Source organism: Paenibacillus sp. FSL H7-0756, from assembly GCF_038006765.1.
In the GTDB taxonomy this organism is placed as follows: Bacteria; Bacillota; Bacilli; order Paenibacillales; family Paenibacillaceae; genus Paenibacillus_AQ.
The window spans coordinates 639,269-654,845 of record NZ_JBBOVT010000001.1 but is presented as its reverse complement, the minus strand read 5'-3'; the positions used below and the strand labels follow the sequence as shown (position 1 = coordinate 654,845).

Genomic DNA, 15,577 nt, shown 5'->3' with positions numbered 1-15,577 from the left:
CATTGTTGTTCTAAGACACACACCACTTGTAAGGAGGCCAATGTAATGTACAAAACGATTGTAATCGGAACAGGCCCGGCCGGGCTGACAGCCGCGATTTATCTGGCGCGTGCGAACCTGAGCCCGCTGGTAATTGAAGGCTTGCAGCCGGGAGGACAGCTGACAACGACGACAGAAGTGGAGAACTTTCCAGGCTTCCCTGAAGGGATTCTGGGTCCTGACCTGATGGACAATATGCGCAAGCAGGCGGAACGCTTCGGCGCTGAATTCAAGAACGGCTGGGTGGAGTCGGTGGACTTCTCACAGCGCCCGTTCAAAGTAACCGTGGACGGGATGGGTGTACTGGAAGCAGAGTCGGTTATTATTTCAACCGGGGCTTCTGCAAGATATCTGGGCATCCCGGGCGAGCAGGAGAATGTGGGACGCGGGGTCAGCACCTGTGCGACCTGTGACGGCTTCTTTTTCCGTAATAAAAAGATTGTCGTCGTCGGCGGCGGAGACTCCGCCATGGAGGAAGCCAGCTTCCTGACCCGCTTTGCGTCCAGCGTAACGCTGGTTCACCGCCGTCCCGAGCTGCGTGCCTCGAAGATCATGCAGGACCGGGCGCGTGATAACAGCAAGGTAACCTGGGCTTTGAACCGCACCCCGGTGGAAGTAACGGTAGGAGAGACCGGAGTGAAGGGTCTTACGGTGCTTAATAATGAGACAGGTCTGACAGAGCTGGTAGAGGCAGACGGTGTGTTCGTAGCCATTGGACACACGCCGAACACAGCCTTCTTGGGCGGGCAGATTAATACGGATGCTAACGGCTATATCGTGGTGAACCCGGGTACCACCGAGACCAATATCCCTGGTGTATTCGCCTGCGGCGATGTGCAGGATACCCGTTACCGTCAAGCGATATCAGCAGCGGGAACCGGCTGTATGGCCGCCATGGATGCCGAGAAGTTCCTGGAAGGCACGATGGTGCACGACTGGAGCGAATCGCTGGACAAATAACGGGTTTACAAGAATTACCCGCACAGGTAAAATGTATTTAATTAGATAAGATACCCACTAGGGGAGCCTGAATAGGCTGAGACGGGAAAATTGAATTTCCGGACCCTTGAACCTGATCTGGATTATACCAGCGTAGGAAAGTGGAGTCGGACTTTTTTTGAATACAGTCTTATTTGGCTGTTCCTTTAATAAAGCCGCTCCAGGTGGAGCGGCTTTTTGATTTGTAAGAATCTATAGATTCTTCAGCTCAGTCTGCTGCGTGAAATCTTATCTGAAAAGCTCATTAGAGCCAATAGGAGGAGATTAGAATGCCAGAAATAATGAAGAACGGCGAGGTAGATCTGTCCGGATTCCCCGCCAGCCGTAAAGTGTATGTGGAGGGCTCACGCACGGATATCCGGGTTCCGATGCGGGAGATCAGCCTCAGCAGAACCGAAGGCGTTGCCGGGGAAGAGGAGAATGCTCCGCTGCGTGTCTATGACACAAGCGGTATTTATACGGATGCCGCGGAGGAGACGGACATTCGGAGAGGGCTGCCGCCGCACCGTTCAAGCTGGATCGCGGAGCGTGGTGATTCGGAGGAATACACCGGAAGGGCGGTCCGGCCGGAGGATAACGGAATCCGCAGAGAAGGGGCAGCTGCGGAAGCTTGTCCAGGACTGAGCAGGAATCCCCGGCGGGCCTATGCAGGCGGTAATGTGACCCAGCTGCATTATGCAAGGCAAGGGAGCATCACACCGGAAATGGAGTATATTGCGATCCGGGAGAATACCCGGCCGGAGTTCGTAAGGGATGAGGTGGCTGCGGGCCGTGCTATTATTCCGGCCAATATCAATCACCCGGAGAGCGAGCCGATGATTATCGGCCGTAACTTCCTGGTGAAGATCAATGCGAACATCGGAAATTCTGCGGTCACTTCTTCCATAGAAGAGGAAGTGGAGAAGATGCGCTGGGCAACCCGCTGGGGGGCTGACACCATTATGGATCTCTCCACCGGCTCCAAGATCCATACCACCCGGGAGTGGATTATCCGCAATTCTCCTGTGCCGGTCGGTACAGTGCCCTTATACCAGGCGCTGGAGAAGGTGAATGGCATTGCCGAGAACTTAACCTGGGAGCTCTACCGTGACACCCTGATTGAACAGGCGGAGCAGGGGGTGGATTACTTCACTATTCATGCAGGGGTGCTGCGGCGCTATATTCCGCTCACTGCCCGGAGAATGACCGGTATCGTCTCCCGGGGCGGATCGATTATGGCGGCCTGGTGCCTGGCCCATCAGCAGGAGAACTTCCTGTACACACACTTCGAAGACATATGTGAGATTATGAAGACATATGATGTGGCCTTCTCACTGGGGGATGGCCTGCGTCCCGGCTCTATCGCCGATGCCAATGACGAGGCTCAGTTCGCCGAGCTGGAGACGCTGGGAGAACTGACGCTACTAGCCTGGAAGCACGATGTTCAGGTCATGGTCGAAGGTCCGGGGCATGTGCCGCTGCACAAAATTAAGGAGAATATGGACAAGCAGCTTGAGATTTGCCGGGAGGCTCCTTTCTATACGCTCGGGCCGCTGACTACAGATATTGCACCCGGCTATGATCACATCACTTCAGCCATCGGAGCAGCGATGATCGGGGGGCTCGGAACAGCGATGCTGTGCTATGTTACCCCTAAGGAGCATTTAGGCCTGCCTGACAAGAATGATGTGCGCGAAGGCGTCATTACCTATAAAATTGCTGCACATGCCGCAGACCTCGCCAAGGGGCATCCGGGAGCGCAGGACCGGGACAATGCGCTGTCCAAGGCGCGGTTCGAGTTCCGCTGGCGCGACCAGTTCCATCTCTCCCTGGACCCGGAAAGGGCGCTTGCGTATCATGACGAGACCCTTCCGGCGGAGGGGGCGAAGCAGGCGCATTTCTGTTCGATGTGCGGACCTAAGTTCTGCAGCATGCGGATTTCGCATGATATCCGTAATTCCCATAGGGTGGAGCAAATCACTGTAACTTAGCTGCTAATACAGCGGAATCATAATATTCTTAGGCTATCCCCCAAGCTGAGCGGCTTGCGGGGATAGTCTTTTTACAGTTAGTGATTACAATCACAATCCACCCCCGTACCCTATGCTAAGCTGTTACCTGAGAAGGATTCTCATTAGTGAGGTGTGCAAAAGAATGAGCAAACCGTTGAAGCTGGATGAATCGGTCTTTGAGCTGGTAACCAGGCACCCGGAAGTGGTTGAGATCATGGTGGAGCTGGGGTTCCGTGATATTGCGAAGCCTGGAATGCTGCAGACTGCAGGACGATTCATGACCCTGTCCAAAGGAATGAAATTAAAGAAAATAGAGCTGGAAACTGTTCGGCTGGCCTTTCAGCAGCATGGTTTCGAGATTATAGAATAGAAGGGGAGATTACGATGAGCGAACTGATTAATAACCGCGAGGTCGATATTCCGGAACAGACGCGCCGCCAGGCTATGCTGAGAGAAATCATCAAGGAGCTTCATGCAGGCAAAAGTGTGGAAGAGGTCAAGGCGCGTTTTGAAGAGGCGGTAGGTGATGTGACGGTCGCGGAAATCTCCGCAATGGAGCACTCTCTGATGACTGAGGAAGGGATTCCGGTAGAGGAGGTACAGCGCCTCTGCTCTGTGCATACCGCTATCTTCAAAGGCTCGATTGAGCAGATTCACCGGTCCGCGAAGCCTGAGGAGCAGCCGGGCCACCCTGTGCATACCTTCAAGCTGGAGAACCGGGAGATCGAGCGGCTGGTCAACTTCCGGCTCGCGCTGCACAAGGATAAGTTCAAGAAGAACGCTAGCGATGAGATCATCTATAAGCTGCTGGAGGACTTAAGCCTGCTGCTGGATCTCGACAAGCACTACAGCCGCAAGGAGAATCTGCTGTTCCCTTACCTGGAGAAGTACGGTATCTACGGCCCTACCAAAGTGATGTGGGGGGTTGATGACGGCATCCGCAGCATGATTAAGGAAGCCAAGAAGGCACTAAGCAGCTTCAACGGGGAGACGGAGCAGATTGCCGCCTCGCTGGAGGAGATCATCCAGGAAGTCAACGAGATGATCTTCAAGGAAGAGAATATTCTGCTCCCGATGGCGCTGGATAAGCTGACTGAGGATGAGTGGGTCCGGATCGCCCGCGAGAGTGATGAGATCGGCTTCTGCCTGGCCGCACCGGAGCAGGTGTGGGTACCGGAACGTGCGGCTGAACCGGAAGGTGCAGAGGTGCCGGCGGCAGAGGGAGAAGGACTGTCCCCGCAAGGCTTCATCCGGTTTGAGACCGGGCTGCTCTCGCTCCACCAGCTCGAGACGCTGATGAATCATCTGCCGGTGGATCTCACCTTTATCGATGAGAACGATGTCGTCCGCTACTTCTCGCATGGCAAGGAACGGATCTTCGCCCGGACGAAGGCGGTCATCGGCCGCACGGTGCAGAACTGCCATCCGCCGCAAAGCGTGCATGTCGTGGAGAAGCTGCTGGCTGACTTCAAGGCCGGGGTGAAGGATGCCGAGGACTTCTGGATCAACATCAAGGATAAATTCATCTATATCCGTTATTTCGCCGTGCGGGATGCAGACGGCCGTTATATGGGGACACTGGAATTCACTCAGAATATCGCACCGATCCGTGCCCTTGAGGGCCAGAAGCGGATTTTGTCGGAATAGCATATTTATTATAGAAGAAACATTTGGACTTTCACGCGGGTAGCGGCGCCTGAGAGTCTTTTTGCTACGCCGTGACCCGGGTGTATCGCCTTTCCTTGACCGCAGGGGAGGCTTCTATTATAGTGGGTACGTAGGATTAACTATTTTAGCATAGAAAAAGGTGGCTTGTAACATGTCTGAACATATCTACGTTGGCGTGGATTTAGGTGGTACCACGATTAAGGTTGGAATCTGTAATGCCGAGGGAAGCCTGCTGCACACTTACGAAGGTCCGACAGGGACTGCGGATGGCGTTGATGCTGTCATCGATAATATCGAGAAGTATGTACGCCAGATAGTGGAGGACTCTCCGTACTCCTGGGACCAGCTGGCTGGTGTGGGTGCGGGACTGGCCGGATTTACGAATATTCGTGAAGGTATCATCATCCTTGCGCCCAACATAGGATTTAGAGATGTGCCGATCCGCTCCATTCTGGAGGGTCGTCTGAACAAGCCAGTCAAAATAGACAATGATGCCAACGTGGCAGCACTGGGTGAAGCCTGGAGCGGGGCAGGGCGCGGCATAGAGAATTGCGTCTGCTATACGCTCGGCACGGGTGTCGGCGGCGGTATTATTATTAATGGTAAAGTGTATCAGGGCTTTGCCGGCCTGGCCGGTGAGCTGGGACATATCTCCGTGGTGCCCGATCTGGAAGCGATCCAGTGCGGCTGCGGGAACATGGGCTGTTTGGAAACCGTTTCCTCAGCGACAGGCATTATCCGTATGGCCAACGATGCTGTAGCACGCGGTGACCGGACCTCCCTGTCTACCGTTGAAAAAATCGCTGCGAAGGAAGTATTCGATGCCGCTAAGGCAGGCGATGAGGCTGCGCTGCGGATTGTGAACCGGGCGGCCTTCTACCTGGGCAAATCGATGGCTTCCGTCGCAGCGGTTCTGAACCCTGAAGTATTTATCGTCGGGGGCGGAGTCTCCAAAGCAGGAGATATTCTGTTCGATGAAGTCCGCCGGGTGTTCGCTAAGCTGGCACCAGCCCCTCTGCAGACCGGTGTTACGATTGTACCTGCAGCACTTGGCAATGACGCCGGTATTATTGGTGCGGCAGGTCTGCTCCTGCGTTCTTAAAAGACCGGAATTATTCATATACTAAACATAGGGAGGGATGCTGTAATGACCGACCTCGAGCAAACCCTGCCCGCCCATGCCACCCTGATTATCATTACAGGCATGTCGGGTGCGGGCAAGACGATTGCCGTGCAGAGCCTGGAGGATCTGGGATTCTTCTGCGTGGATAATCTTCCGCCTGTGCTCATCCCGAAATTCGCAGAGCTGATTGAGCAGTCCAAGGGTAAAATCGCGAAGGTGGCGCTGGTCATCGACCTCAGGGGGCGGGAATTCTTCACCGCCCTGTCGGAGTCTTTGGCCTACATCAAGGACGAGTCAACGATCGGGTGTGAGATCCTTTTCCTGGACGCCACAGATTCAGTGCTTGTACAGCGTTACAAGGAGAGCCGGAGGCATCATCCGCTTGCTCCCAAGGGCATGCCGCTGGACGGCATCCGCATGGAGCGCCAGATGCTGGAGGAGCTGAAGAACTCAGCTACCCTGTGTCTGGATACCAGCAGCATGAAGCCGGTCCAGCTCAAAGAAAAAATAGTGTCACGCTTCTCCCATCTGGGGAAAAGCACCCTCTCGGTTAACATTACTTCTTTTGGATTCAAGTATGGGATTCCGATTGATGCTGACTTGGTGTTCGACGTCCGCTTCTTGCCTAATCCGCATTATGTGGACCAGCTGCGGCCCAAGACAGGCCAAGACAACGAGGTGTACGACTACGTAATGAAATGGCCTGAAACGCAAGAATTCCTGACCAAGCTGCTAGATATGCTTCAATTCCTTATTCCGCAATACCGCAAGGAAGGCAAATCACAGATTATTATCGGTATCGGCTGTACGGGCGGCAAACACCGTTCGGTAGCCATCTCCGAATATCTGGGCAAAATGCTGGGGGTTAGCGAGACGGAGCTGGTAGCAGTCAGCCATAGGGACTCCGAACGCGACCGGCATTGATGAGAGAAGGGATAATTAGTGGCTGAAGAACAAGGACAGCGTCCGAAGATTGTCGTAATGGGCGGCGGAACCGGACTCTCCGTAATGCTACGGGGGTTGAAAGAGAAGCCGCTGGATATCACGGCGATCGTAACTGTCGCAGATGACGGGGGAAGCTCCGGGATTCTGCGCAGTGAGCTGCAGATGCCGCCGCCCGGAGATATCCGCAACGTACTTACAGCTATGGCTGACGTTGAGCCTCTGATGGCGCAGATTATGAAGTACCGCTTCAGCAGCGGAGAAGGCTTAGCCGGACATAGCCTGGGCAATCTGATTCTGGCTGCACTGACCGATATCTCGGGGGACTTCGTTACAGCAGTCCGGGAGCTGAGCCGTCTGTTCGCCGTTCGCGGCCGGGTGCTGCCTGCGGCCGGAGAAGCGGTAATCCTGCATGCCGAGATGGCGGACGGGACGCTGATTACCGGAGAGTCCAAAATCCCGGAGGCAGGCGGCGTCATTAAGCGCGTGTTCCTGGAGCCTGTGGATGTAGAGCCGCTGCCGGAGGCGCTGGAGGCCATCCGCAACGCAGATGCTATTCTGCTTGGTCCGGGCAGTCTGTATACCAGCATTTTGCCGAATCTGCTGGTGCCTAAGCTGGCGGAAGCCGTGGTGGCTTCAGAGGCCATTAAGATTTTTGTATGCAATGTAATGACTCAGCCGGGTGAGACGGATAATTACACAGTAAATGACCATCTACAGGCCGTATATGACCATATCGGGCTGCATCTGTTCGATTATGTAATCGTCAATGACGGGGAGATCCCGGAGCAGGTGCAGATCAAATACGCCGAGAAGGGCGCCCGTCCGGTACAGCTTGACCGTGAGGCTGTAGACGGCAACGGGTATAAGGTGATTGCCGACAAGCTGGTATTATTTAAAACCTATTTGCGGCATGATACAGATAAGCTCAGTCACCATATTTTCCAGCTGGTGAAGGATTGGATTGACAGAAAGAGTTAAATGAAAGAGGTGAGCCCCTTGTCTTTTGCGGCCCTTACCAAAAAAGAGCTGACGATGGTCGAGAGCCCGCCCTGCTGCGAGAAAGCGGAAATGTCAGCGCTGATCCGAATGAACGGTTCGGTGCAGCTTTCGAGCAAAAAGGTGGTTCTCGACATTTCGACGGAGAACGCCGCGATTGCAAGGCGGGTATATTCTTTGCTTAAGAAATATTACCAGGTCCATATCGAGCTGCTCGTGCGTAAAAAAATGCGTTTGAAGAAGAATAACGTCTATATTGTAAGAATCCCGAACCAGGTCCAGGAGATCCTGAAGGATCTGCGGATTGTCTCTGAAGGCTTTATTTTCACAGATGGGATTGATGAGGAGATTGTCGGCAAGAATTGCTGCAAGCGCGCCTATCTGCGCGGGGCCTTCATGGCCGGCGGTTCGGTTAATAACCCGGAGGGCTCTTCGTACCACTTGGAAATCGCTTCCATGTATGAGGAGCACTGCAAGGCGCTCGTTGAGCTGGCTGGTGAATTTCACCTGAATGCCCGCTGCATAGAACGCAAAAAAGGCTTCATCCTATACATCAAGGAAGGCGAGAAGATCATCGAGTTCCTCAGTCTGATCGGCGCTCATCAGGCGCTGTTCAAATTCGAGGATGTGCGGATCATGCGCGATATGCGCAACTCGGTCAACCGGATTGTGAACTGCGAAACGGCCAATCTGAACAAGACGATCAGTGCGGCAGTACGCCAGATTGAGAACATCAAGCTGCTGCAGCGCGAGGTGGGTCTGGAAAGTTTGCCGGATAAGCTGCGGGAGGTTGCCGAGATCAGACTGGCTCACCCCGATATTAACCTCAAGGAAGTCGGAGATATGCTGGGCGGGACGGTCAGTAAATCGGGTGTGAACCACCGTTTGCGCAAAATTGATGAGCTGGCGGACAAGGTCCGCGGCGGCTGATTATTTTTTTTCTAGTGCGGTATGCGTTATAATGATATAATATTATAAAATTAATGTGAAATTTTTGGGCAGATCTCAAATAGGGGGTAAGCGTTTCATGACAAAGCACCCGGTAGTTGTTCGGTTGAAGACGGGGCTCCATGCTCGGCCGGCAGCATTGTTTGTGCAAGAAGCTAATAAGTTTTCGTCGGAGATTTTCGTGGAAAAAGACGATAAAAAAGTGAACGCCAAGAGTATCATGGGCATTATGAGCCTTGCGATCAGTTCCGGTACGGAGATTCATATCAGCGCAGACGGTGCAGACGCGGAACAGGCTGTAACCGCTTTGACCAGTCTGGTAAGCAAGGAAGAGCTCGAGAATCAATAAATGCAATATGGTCTTACCAAAAGCCCTTAGGGGCTTTTTTTCATACCGGAATAAAAAATAAATATTGTACATTGCTCATGCAACTTTTACCATGCTGTCCCGTCTAGAGGGTACTAACACTTAAACGAATCGAAAGGGGATGGCAAGCATGAGAAAATGGGGTAAATCGATTGGAGCAGTATTGCTGGCAGGGAGCTTGATGATTGGAGGAATGGGATTGAGCGGAGTGCTGAAGGGACCTGAAAAGGCTTACGCCGACGAGGTGCAGAAGAACATTGTGAGCGTTGTGGGCAAAGGTGAGCTGTCGATTAAGCCGGATATCGCTTATCTCTCCATCGGGGTGAGCACTACAGCGGATACTGCACAGGAGGCACAGAAGGGTACAGCGGCGAAAATCTCCAAGCTGACGGCATTGTTCAAAAGCACTTGGGGGATAGCCGACAAAGACATCCAGAGCAGCCAGTTCAACGTACAGCCTAATTACACCTACACGGAGAAGGACGGCCAGAAGGTCAAAGGCTATAATGCCCAGCACACTCTGGAGGTATCGTACCGTGATCTGACGAAGGTTGGGCAACTTTTGGACGCAGCCTCTGCGGCCGGGGCGAACAACATCGGCAATGTGCGGTTTGCCATTGAAGATCCCTCTGCCTTCGAAGCACAGGTGATCGAGAAGGCTATGCAGAATGCAGACGTCAAAGCAGCAGCCATAGCCAAAGCGGCGAAACGAGGAGTGGGCCAGGTGGTTACGGTGATTCAGAGCGATGACGGCAATCATCCGGTAGTCTACGCTGAAGCAGCAATGATGCAGAAATCGTCAATGGATACTGCTGCCGGAAGCTCCGTGGAACCCGGTCAGGTCAAAGTCATCACCCAACTGAATGTAACGTATGAACTGAAATAAACGTTTCGCAAGAGGCGCTTGCTCTGCTGTTATAGCGGAGCAGGCGCTTTTATATGACTATATGGATGTATATATATGCACACATGCGCTATCGAAAGCTCTCAATTTGTTTAAATTGAGGTAACAGGATCTTTAGATAATCATGGCAAACCTTAAGAAACTGTAAAGCGGATTGTAACAACCCCGGCACGTTCTTTTACTATAATAGGAACAGTGATAACGAGGAACACACATCATGAATAAACATACCACCAGGTGGAAGGAGAAATTACAATGAATATGAACTCACAGAAATACATTCGCAGATGGGGGGCAGGAATGCTCGCAGCCGGAATCCTGCTGGGTGGAACAGGAATACTCCAAGCGGGCATTACTGAGGCTGCTCCGGCAGCCGCTCAGGTCAAAGCCAAATCCTCCTCGGTAGTGCTGAAGGTTAACGGTAAAAGTACAGCCCAGACAGGGCTGCTCCAGGAAGGAAAGGTATGGGTTCCGGTAACCTTCCTGCGCGATGCGCTGGGGATGCCGCTCTCTTATGATAAAGCAGTGAAGACCTATACGATTGGTAGCGGTGCTGCGCAAATGAAGTTGGCGAACATGGATTACGGCATTATGATCAGTGTGAACAACTATTATATCGGCGAATATCAGGGTAAACAACTGAACAACCGGCTGTACGTTCCCTCCCAACTGATTAACGATTACCTGGGCTATAAGGTGGACGGGAACACGGCAGCAGGTCAGCTGAATCTGACGAAAAGAACGCAGAATGCGATCACCATCAAGACTGTGAGCTATGTGAAGGATCATAAGGATGCGCCTGTCCGGCTGGATTATCCGCAGGTCAGCGGCTTGGCAAGTGCAGAGGCAGAGAAGGCAATCAATGATACGATTAAGCAGACTGTCTTGAGCTTTGCGAAAAGCGCTGAAGATCAAATCACCAAGAAAGCGAAGGATGACCGGCCGTACGAATTTGAAGGCGGCTATGTAGTCACTTATAATCAGGATGGCGTACTCAGTCTGGTGACTAATCAGTACGAATATACCGGCGGTGCTCACGGGATGACTTACCGCAATGCGTTCACCTTCTCGCTCAAAGACGGCAAGCGTCTGCTGCTGGGCGATTTGTTCGGGGCCAATCCCAATTACAAGAAGCAGCTCAATGCCAAGCTGACCAAGGAGCTTAAGGCTAACGGAGGCTATCTGGGCGGGTTCAATGGTCTGAATACGGAGAAGTATTTCTATTTAAAAGAAGGTAAAGCCGTGCTCTTCTTCCAGTTGTACGATTACACGGCATATGCTGAAGGCTTCCCGGAATTCACCTTCAGCTTCAAGGAACTCCTGCCGGACGGAAGCAGTCCGTTCGCAGCGCTTAAATAATAGATCTTCATAAGAATGCCCTTGTGCCTCCTCCGGGAGATGCAGGGGCATTCTTCATGTGCAGGGCCTAATCAGCCTGCCCTGCCGTTACCACTTCACCCGGATAGTCATAAGCTATAGAAGGCAAGCAGCTTATAACGGGGAGGAAAAGGTTATGGTCTATGCTTATACAGCAATCGGGGATTCACTTACAACCGGCTTCGGGGCACTGCCCGGTAACGGCTTCGTCCCCGTCTACCGGCGGATTGCGGAAGGGAGGCTGGGCACGCCGGTGGTGCCGGCCAATCTTGGTGTCAACGGTCTGACCACCGGGGGGCTGAAGCAACGGCTGAGGAGCTCCAATGTCTACCGGACAGCGGTGAAGGATGCGCAGATCATTACGCTGTCGATTGGCGGCAATGACTTGATTAAGGCAGCCCGGGCAGCCGGGCCCCGGCCCGGTGAATTCCAGGGCTTGCTGCAGCAGGCGCTTAGGGATTGCAAGCGTAACTACAGCGACATCATGGGTAGCCTGACACAGCTCAAAGCAGGTTCCCGCAGCCCCTATATCCTCCGGGTGGTCGGCCTTTATAACCCATATCCCCAGGTGGATGAAGCAACAGATTGGGTGCGGGAGTTCAACCGCTATGCCGCAGGCTACAGCAGTAATAACGTTGGGTTTGCTTCGATATATCATGAATTTGCCGGTAATGAGCGGGGGCTGCTGTTCCTGGACCATATTCACCCGAACGGCAGAGGCTACCGTGTAATTGCTGGCAAGCTGGATGCCCTGGGGTACGGAGGCTTGAGGTAGGCATGAAGAAAGAGGCTGTAACATGACCGGACCGGTCTGTTACAGCCTCTTCGTGTATGCATTGGAGCAGCTTACTTATACGCCTGTCGGCAGGGTCTTCTCAATTACCTTGTCGACGATGCCGTATTCGGCAGCGTCTGCAGCGCTCATGAAGTAGTCGCGGTCGGTATCCTTCTCGATCTTCTCCAGCGGCTGGCCTGTACGCTCGGACAAGATGCGGTTCAGCTTCTCACGCAGCTTGATGATGCGGCGGGCGCGGATCTCGATATCTGAAGCCTGGCCCTGGGCACCGCCTAGCGGCTGGTGAATCATGATTTCACTGTTCGGCAGGGCGAAGCGCTTGCCCTTGGCACCGGCGTTCAGCAGGAACGCTCCCATGGAAGCGGCCATACCTACACAGATGGTGGATACATCCGGTTTAATGTATTGCATTGTATCGAAGATTGCCATACCCGCTGTAATGGAACCGCCTGGGCTGTTCACATACAGGTGAATATCCTTATCCGGGTCCTCGGCAGCCAGGAAGAGCATTTGTGCGATGATCGAATTGGCTACCACGTCATTAACCTCCGTTCCAAGGAAAATGATGCGGTCCTTCAGCAGGCGGGAATAGATGTCATAAGCGCGCTCACCGCGGTTGCTCTGTTCTACTACCATAGGAATATAACTCACGTGGAAAACCTCCTTGAAATTGGTGCTTCGAATGTGTTCATTTTTTACTGTTACCGTATTAACCACATGATAAACAAATTCAAACAAAAAGTCAAAGAAAGTCAAACTTACTTTCAAAAAAAAGAGCCCTCAAGCGGCTCATTGGTTAAATATAATATAATCGGTACTAAATTATGTACAATCTTGAAAATAATGGCGCGCCCGCCAAGAATCGAACTTGGATCTCAGGCTTCGGAGGCCTACGTCATATCCATTGGACCACGGGCGCAACAGAAATTATTATAATATACTTTTTGCACAAAAGCAATGTGTATTAAGCAACCTGATCAAAAATAGTTTTGTCCGCCTCCATTAAGAGAGCCGCAGATTCGCCTCCTGCCTGCTGCGTGCCGGACAAGCCCATGTATAAGATGAAAGCGGGCTGAGAATTATAGTCTCGGAACACTTGCACTTGGCGTCAGTTTTGGGTTAGAATATGGGTGGGACTTAAAAAGTTAACCCGGGACATTTTGAGACCACGAACAAGGGATAAGAGAAAGACGAAGTTGCAGGAGTGAAAGCATGCGTAATCTATTGGAAATCCAAAAGCAGCTTCTGCCTGATCTCATGGAAACCCTTAAGAGACGGTATACGATTCTACATCAGATCATGCTGTCCGATATTATTGGGCGCAGGACGCTAGCCGCATCGCTTGATATGACCGAGCGGGTACTGCGCGCCGAGACGGATCTTCTGAAATCGCAGGGGCTCATTGAGATCGAGAGCGTCGGTATGCGCATTAGCGATGCCGGTCGCAGACTGCTTGACCTGCTGGAGCCGGTCGCCAAGAGCCTATTCGGCCTGGATGATCTGGAAGAGAAAATTCGTACTACGTACGGTCTCACCAAAGTAATTGTGGTACCTGGCGATTGTGAGACATCTCCGTTCACCAAGCGTGAACTGGGGCGCGCAGGCTCTAAGGCACTGCTCAGCGTACTGCGCAGTGACGACACGATTGCCGTCACGGGCGGATCAACCCTGGCCGAGATGGCCGATCAGCTGACCCCGCCGCTATCCCTTTCCTATAAGAACGCCTGGGTTGTTCCGGCGCGCGGAGGACTGGGAGAGAGCATGGAGATACAGGCCAACACCATTGCTTCAACCATGGCCAAACGGATTGGCGCCAATTACCGTCTGCTGCATGTGCCCGATCTGCTTAGCGGAGACGCTTATCAGTCGCTTGCGCAGGACTCCAATATTGGAGAGATTGTACAAATTATCCGCAGATCGCGTATTATTGTACATGGAATAGGTGATGCCATCGAAATGACCCACCGCCGCAAGCTGGACTCCGGGACGATCTCAGAGATTCAGGGGGAGGGTGCTGTAGCCGAATCCTTCGGATACTACTTCAATGAGGACGGCGAAGTGGTTCACACTATGCTGACCATGGGACTGCGCCTGGAAGACATTATCCGAACAGAAGTCGTTATCGGTATTGCCGGAGGCAAACGCAAGGCGAAGGCCATTCATGCGATGCTGCGGTTCGGGCAAGAGGATATTCTCGTCATCGATGAGGCGGCGGCTGTCGAAATCGGCAAGGAAATCGACACACAGCTACAAAAGGTCCTATAGATTCCATTAAATGGGGCGCGCGTAAAGGGTTTATGCATTATACTTAACATTGTTGTCTTGACGAGCCTTACGGCCTGTCTTGAATAAATAAAACGAACTCTAGGAGGAACTATTCAATGAGTGTAAAAGTTGGTATTAACGGTTTTGGACGTATTGGACGCCTTGCATTCCGCCGTATTCAAAATGTAGAAGGTATCGAAGTGGTAGCAATCAATGACTTGACTGACGCTAAGATGCTTGCTCATTTGCTTAAATATGATACAACTCAAGGTAAATTCCAAGGCGATGTTGAAGTGCATGACGGCTTCTTCAAAGTTAACGGTAAAGATGTTAAGGTTCTGGCGAACCGCAACCCTGAAGAGCTTCCTTGGGGAGAGCTTGGCGTTGATATCGTTCTGGAATGTACTGGTTTCTTCACAACTAAAGAAGCTGCTGAGAAGCACCTGAAAGGCGGAGCTAAGAAAGTAGTTATTTCCGCTCCTGCTACAGGCGACATGAAAACTGTTGTGTACAACGTTAACGATGACATCCTTGACGGTTCCGAAACAGTAATCTCCGGTGCATCTTGCACAACGAACTGCCTGGCTCCTATGGCCAAAGTTCTGAACGACAAGTTCGGTATCATCGAAGGCCTGATGACTACTATCCACGCTTACACAGGTGACCAGAATACTCTTGATGCTCCACACGCAAAAGGCGACTTCAGACGCGCCCGCGCTGCTGCTGAGAACATCATCCCTAACACTACCGGTGCCGCTAAAGCCATCGGCCTGGTTATTCCGGAACTGAAGGGCAAACTTGACGGTGCAGCACAACGTGTGCCTGTAGCTACAGGTTCCCTGACTGAGCTGGTTACTGTTCTGGATAAGAGCGTAACCGTTGAAGAAATCAATGCAGCCATGAAAGAAGCTTCTGACCCAGAAACTTACGGCTACACTGAAGATGAAATCGTATCTTCTGACATCAAGGGTATGACTTTCGGTTCCCTGTTCGATGCAACTCAGACTAAAGTACTGACTGTTGGCGACAAACAGCTGGTTAAAACTGTTGCTTGGTATGACAATGAAATGTCCTACACTGCACAGCTGGTTCGTACTTTGGAGAAATTCGCTAAGCTTGCTAAATAAGACCGATTTCATATAAGCAGTACAATAGAGCG

15 protein-coding genes, 1 tRNA gene and 1 riboswitch are annotated in these 15,577 nt (G+C 52.3%); of the genes, 14 read left to right on the top strand and 2 right to left on the bottom strand.

Annotated elements, in window-relative coordinates; translation table 11 throughout:
• Positions 1-45 precede the first annotated feature (45 nt).
• From trxB to NST04_RS02735, 12 genes are all read left to right on the top strand, one after another.
• Entirely contained in the window at positions 46-999 is a 954-nt protein-coding gene (gene trxB / locus NST04_RS02790) for a thioredoxin-disulfide reductase (protein WP_076077056.1), read from the top strand.
• 49 nt (positions 1,000-1,048) lie between these two features.
• Positions 1,049-1,155: riboswitch (TPP riboswitch) on the top strand.
• A 152-nt stretch (positions 1,156-1,307) separates the two neighbouring features.
• Positions 1,308-3,008 carry a phosphomethylpyrimidine synthase ThiC gene (thiC, locus tag NST04_RS02785; RefSeq protein ID WP_341183090.1) on the top strand — a complete coding sequence of 567 codons (1,701 nt, stop codon included), beginning with the start codon at positions 1,308-1,310 and terminating at the stop codon, positions 3,006-3,008.
• 163 nt (positions 3,009-3,171) lie between these two features.
• Positions 3,172-3,399 (top strand): DUF1858 domain-containing protein, encoded by a 228-nt coding sequence (locus NST04_RS02780; RefSeq protein ID WP_341183089.1) that lies wholly within the window; start codon positions 3,172-3,174, stop codon positions 3,397-3,399.
• 14 nt (positions 3,400-3,413) lie between these two features.
• Positions 3,414-4,676 (top strand): DUF438 domain-containing protein, encoded by a 1,263-nt coding sequence (locus NST04_RS02775; RefSeq protein ID WP_341183088.1) that lies wholly within the window; start codon positions 3,414-3,416, stop codon positions 4,674-4,676.
• Between the two features lie 172 nt (positions 4,677-4,848).
• On the top strand, positions 4,849-5,799 hold the full coding sequence (locus tag NST04_RS02770; protein ID WP_036690067.1) for an ROK family glucokinase: 951 nt from the start codon (positions 4,849-4,851) through the stop codon (positions 5,797-5,799).
• 45 nt (positions 5,800-5,844) lie between these two features.
• Entirely contained in the window at positions 5,845-6,744 is a 900-nt protein-coding gene (gene rapZ / locus NST04_RS02765; RefSeq protein WP_341183087.1) for an RNase adapter RapZ, read from the top strand.
• 57 nt (positions 6,745-6,801) lie between these two features.
• Entirely contained in the window at positions 6,802-7,743 is a 942-nt protein-coding gene (locus NST04_RS02760; RefSeq protein ID WP_200869550.1) for a gluconeogenesis factor YvcK family protein, read from the top strand.
• 18 nt (positions 7,744-7,761) lie between these two features.
• Entirely contained in the window at positions 7,762-8,691 is a 930-nt protein-coding gene (gene whiA, locus NST04_RS02755; protein WP_036690073.1) for a DNA-binding protein WhiA, read from the top strand.
• Between the two features lie 97 nt (positions 8,692-8,788).
• Positions 8,789-9,058, top strand: a complete 270-nt coding sequence (locus tag NST04_RS02750) for an HPr family phosphocarrier protein (protein ID WP_036690075.1) — start codon at positions 8,789-8,791, stop codon at positions 9,056-9,058.
• Positions 9,059-9,206: 148 nt separating this feature from the next.
• Positions 9,207-9,962, top strand: coding sequence for an SIMPL domain-containing protein (locus tag NST04_RS02745; protein ID WP_341183086.1), 756 nt, complete (start codon positions 9,207-9,209; stop codon positions 9,960-9,962).
• A gap of 273 nt (positions 9,963-10,235) precedes the next feature.
• Positions 10,236-11,339, top strand: coding sequence for a PdaC/SigV domain-containing protein (locus NST04_RS02740; RefSeq protein ID WP_341183085.1), 1,104 nt, complete (start codon positions 10,236-10,238; stop codon positions 11,337-11,339).
• Between the two features lie 154 nt (positions 11,340-11,493).
• The gene (locus tag NST04_RS02735) at positions 11,494-12,132 is read left to right on the top strand and encodes a GDSL-type esterase/lipase family protein (RefSeq protein ID WP_341183084.1); all 639 of its coding nucleotides are present in this window, start codon (positions 11,494-11,496) and stop codon (positions 12,130-12,132) included.
• Between the two features lie 75 nt (positions 12,133-12,207).
• Here the strand turns inward: NST04_RS02735 and clpP are convergent, their stop codons facing one another.
• Both clpP and NST04_RS02725 read right to left on the bottom strand, forming a co-directional pair.
• The gene (gene clpP, locus NST04_RS02730; protein ID WP_036690083.1) at positions 12,208-12,804 is read right to left on the bottom strand and encodes an ATP-dependent Clp endopeptidase proteolytic subunit ClpP; all 597 of its coding nucleotides are present in this window, start codon (positions 12,802-12,804) and stop codon (positions 12,208-12,210) included.
• A gap of 193 nt (positions 12,805-12,997) precedes the next feature.
• A tRNA-Arg gene (locus tag NST04_RS02725) sits at positions 12,998-13,072 on the bottom strand.
• A gap of 293 nt (positions 13,073-13,365) precedes the next feature.
• Between NST04_RS02725 and NST04_RS02720 the strand changes: the two genes are divergently transcribed.
• Complete coding sequence (locus tag NST04_RS02720; protein WP_340945605.1) at positions 13,366-14,418, top strand: sugar-binding transcriptional regulator; 1,053 nt, start codon at positions 13,366-13,368, stop codon at positions 14,416-14,418.
• Positions 14,419-14,534: 116 nt separating this feature from the next.
• The gene (gene gap, locus NST04_RS02715) at positions 14,535-15,545 is read left to right on the top strand and encodes a type I glyceraldehyde-3-phosphate dehydrogenase (protein WP_036690087.1); all 1,011 of its coding nucleotides are present in this window, start codon (positions 14,535-14,537) and stop codon (positions 15,543-15,545) included.
• Positions 15,546-15,577: the final 32 nt, after the last annotated feature.

What these genes read in the sequence shown, in the direction of transcription:
- NST04_RS02720 (WP_340945605.1), top strand. Translation starts at nt 13,366, where the DNA reads ATGCGTAATCTATTGGAAATCCAAAAGCAGCTTCTGCCTGATCTCATG.
- trxB (WP_076077056.1), top strand. Translation starts at nt 46, where the DNA reads ATGTACAAAACGATTGTAATCGGAACAGGCCCGGCCGGGCTGACAGCC.
- gap (WP_036690087.1), top strand. Translation starts at nt 14,535, where the DNA reads ATGAGTGTAAAAGTTGGTATTAACGGTTTTGGACGTATTGGACGCCTT.
- NST04_RS02740 (WP_341183085.1), top strand. Translation starts at nt 10,236, where the DNA reads ATGAATATGAACTCACAGAAATACATTCGCAGATGGGGGGCAGGAATG.
- NST04_RS02780 (WP_341183089.1), top strand. Translation starts at nt 3,172, where the DNA reads ATGAGCAAACCGTTGAAGCTGGATGAATCGGTCTTTGAGCTGGTAACC.
- thiC (WP_341183090.1), top strand. Translation starts at nt 1,308, where the DNA reads ATGCCAGAAATAATGAAGAACGGCGAGGTAGATCTGTCCGGATTCCCC.
- NST04_RS02775 (WP_341183088.1), top strand. Translation starts at nt 3,414, where the DNA reads ATGAGCGAACTGATTAATAACCGCGAGGTCGATATTCCGGAACAGACG.
- NST04_RS02760 (WP_200869550.1), top strand. Translation starts at nt 6,802, where the DNA reads ATGGGCGGCGGAACCGGACTCTCCGTAATGCTACGGGGGTTGAAAGAG.
- NST04_RS02750 (WP_036690075.1), top strand. Translation starts at nt 8,789, where the DNA reads ATGACAAAGCACCCGGTAGTTGTTCGGTTGAAGACGGGGCTCCATGCT.
- NST04_RS02745 (WP_341183086.1), top strand. Translation starts at nt 9,207, where the DNA reads ATGAGAAAATGGGGTAAATCGATTGGAGCAGTATTGCTGGCAGGGAGC.
- NST04_RS02735 (WP_341183084.1), top strand. Translation starts at nt 11,494, where the DNA reads ATGGTCTATGCTTATACAGCAATCGGGGATTCACTTACAACCGGCTTC.
- rapZ (WP_341183087.1), top strand. Translation starts at nt 5,845, where the DNA reads ATGACCGACCTCGAGCAAACCCTGCCCGCCCATGCCACCCTGATTATC.
- NST04_RS02770 (WP_036690067.1), top strand. Translation starts at nt 4,849, where the DNA reads ATGTCTGAACATATCTACGTTGGCGTGGATTTAGGTGGTACCACGATT.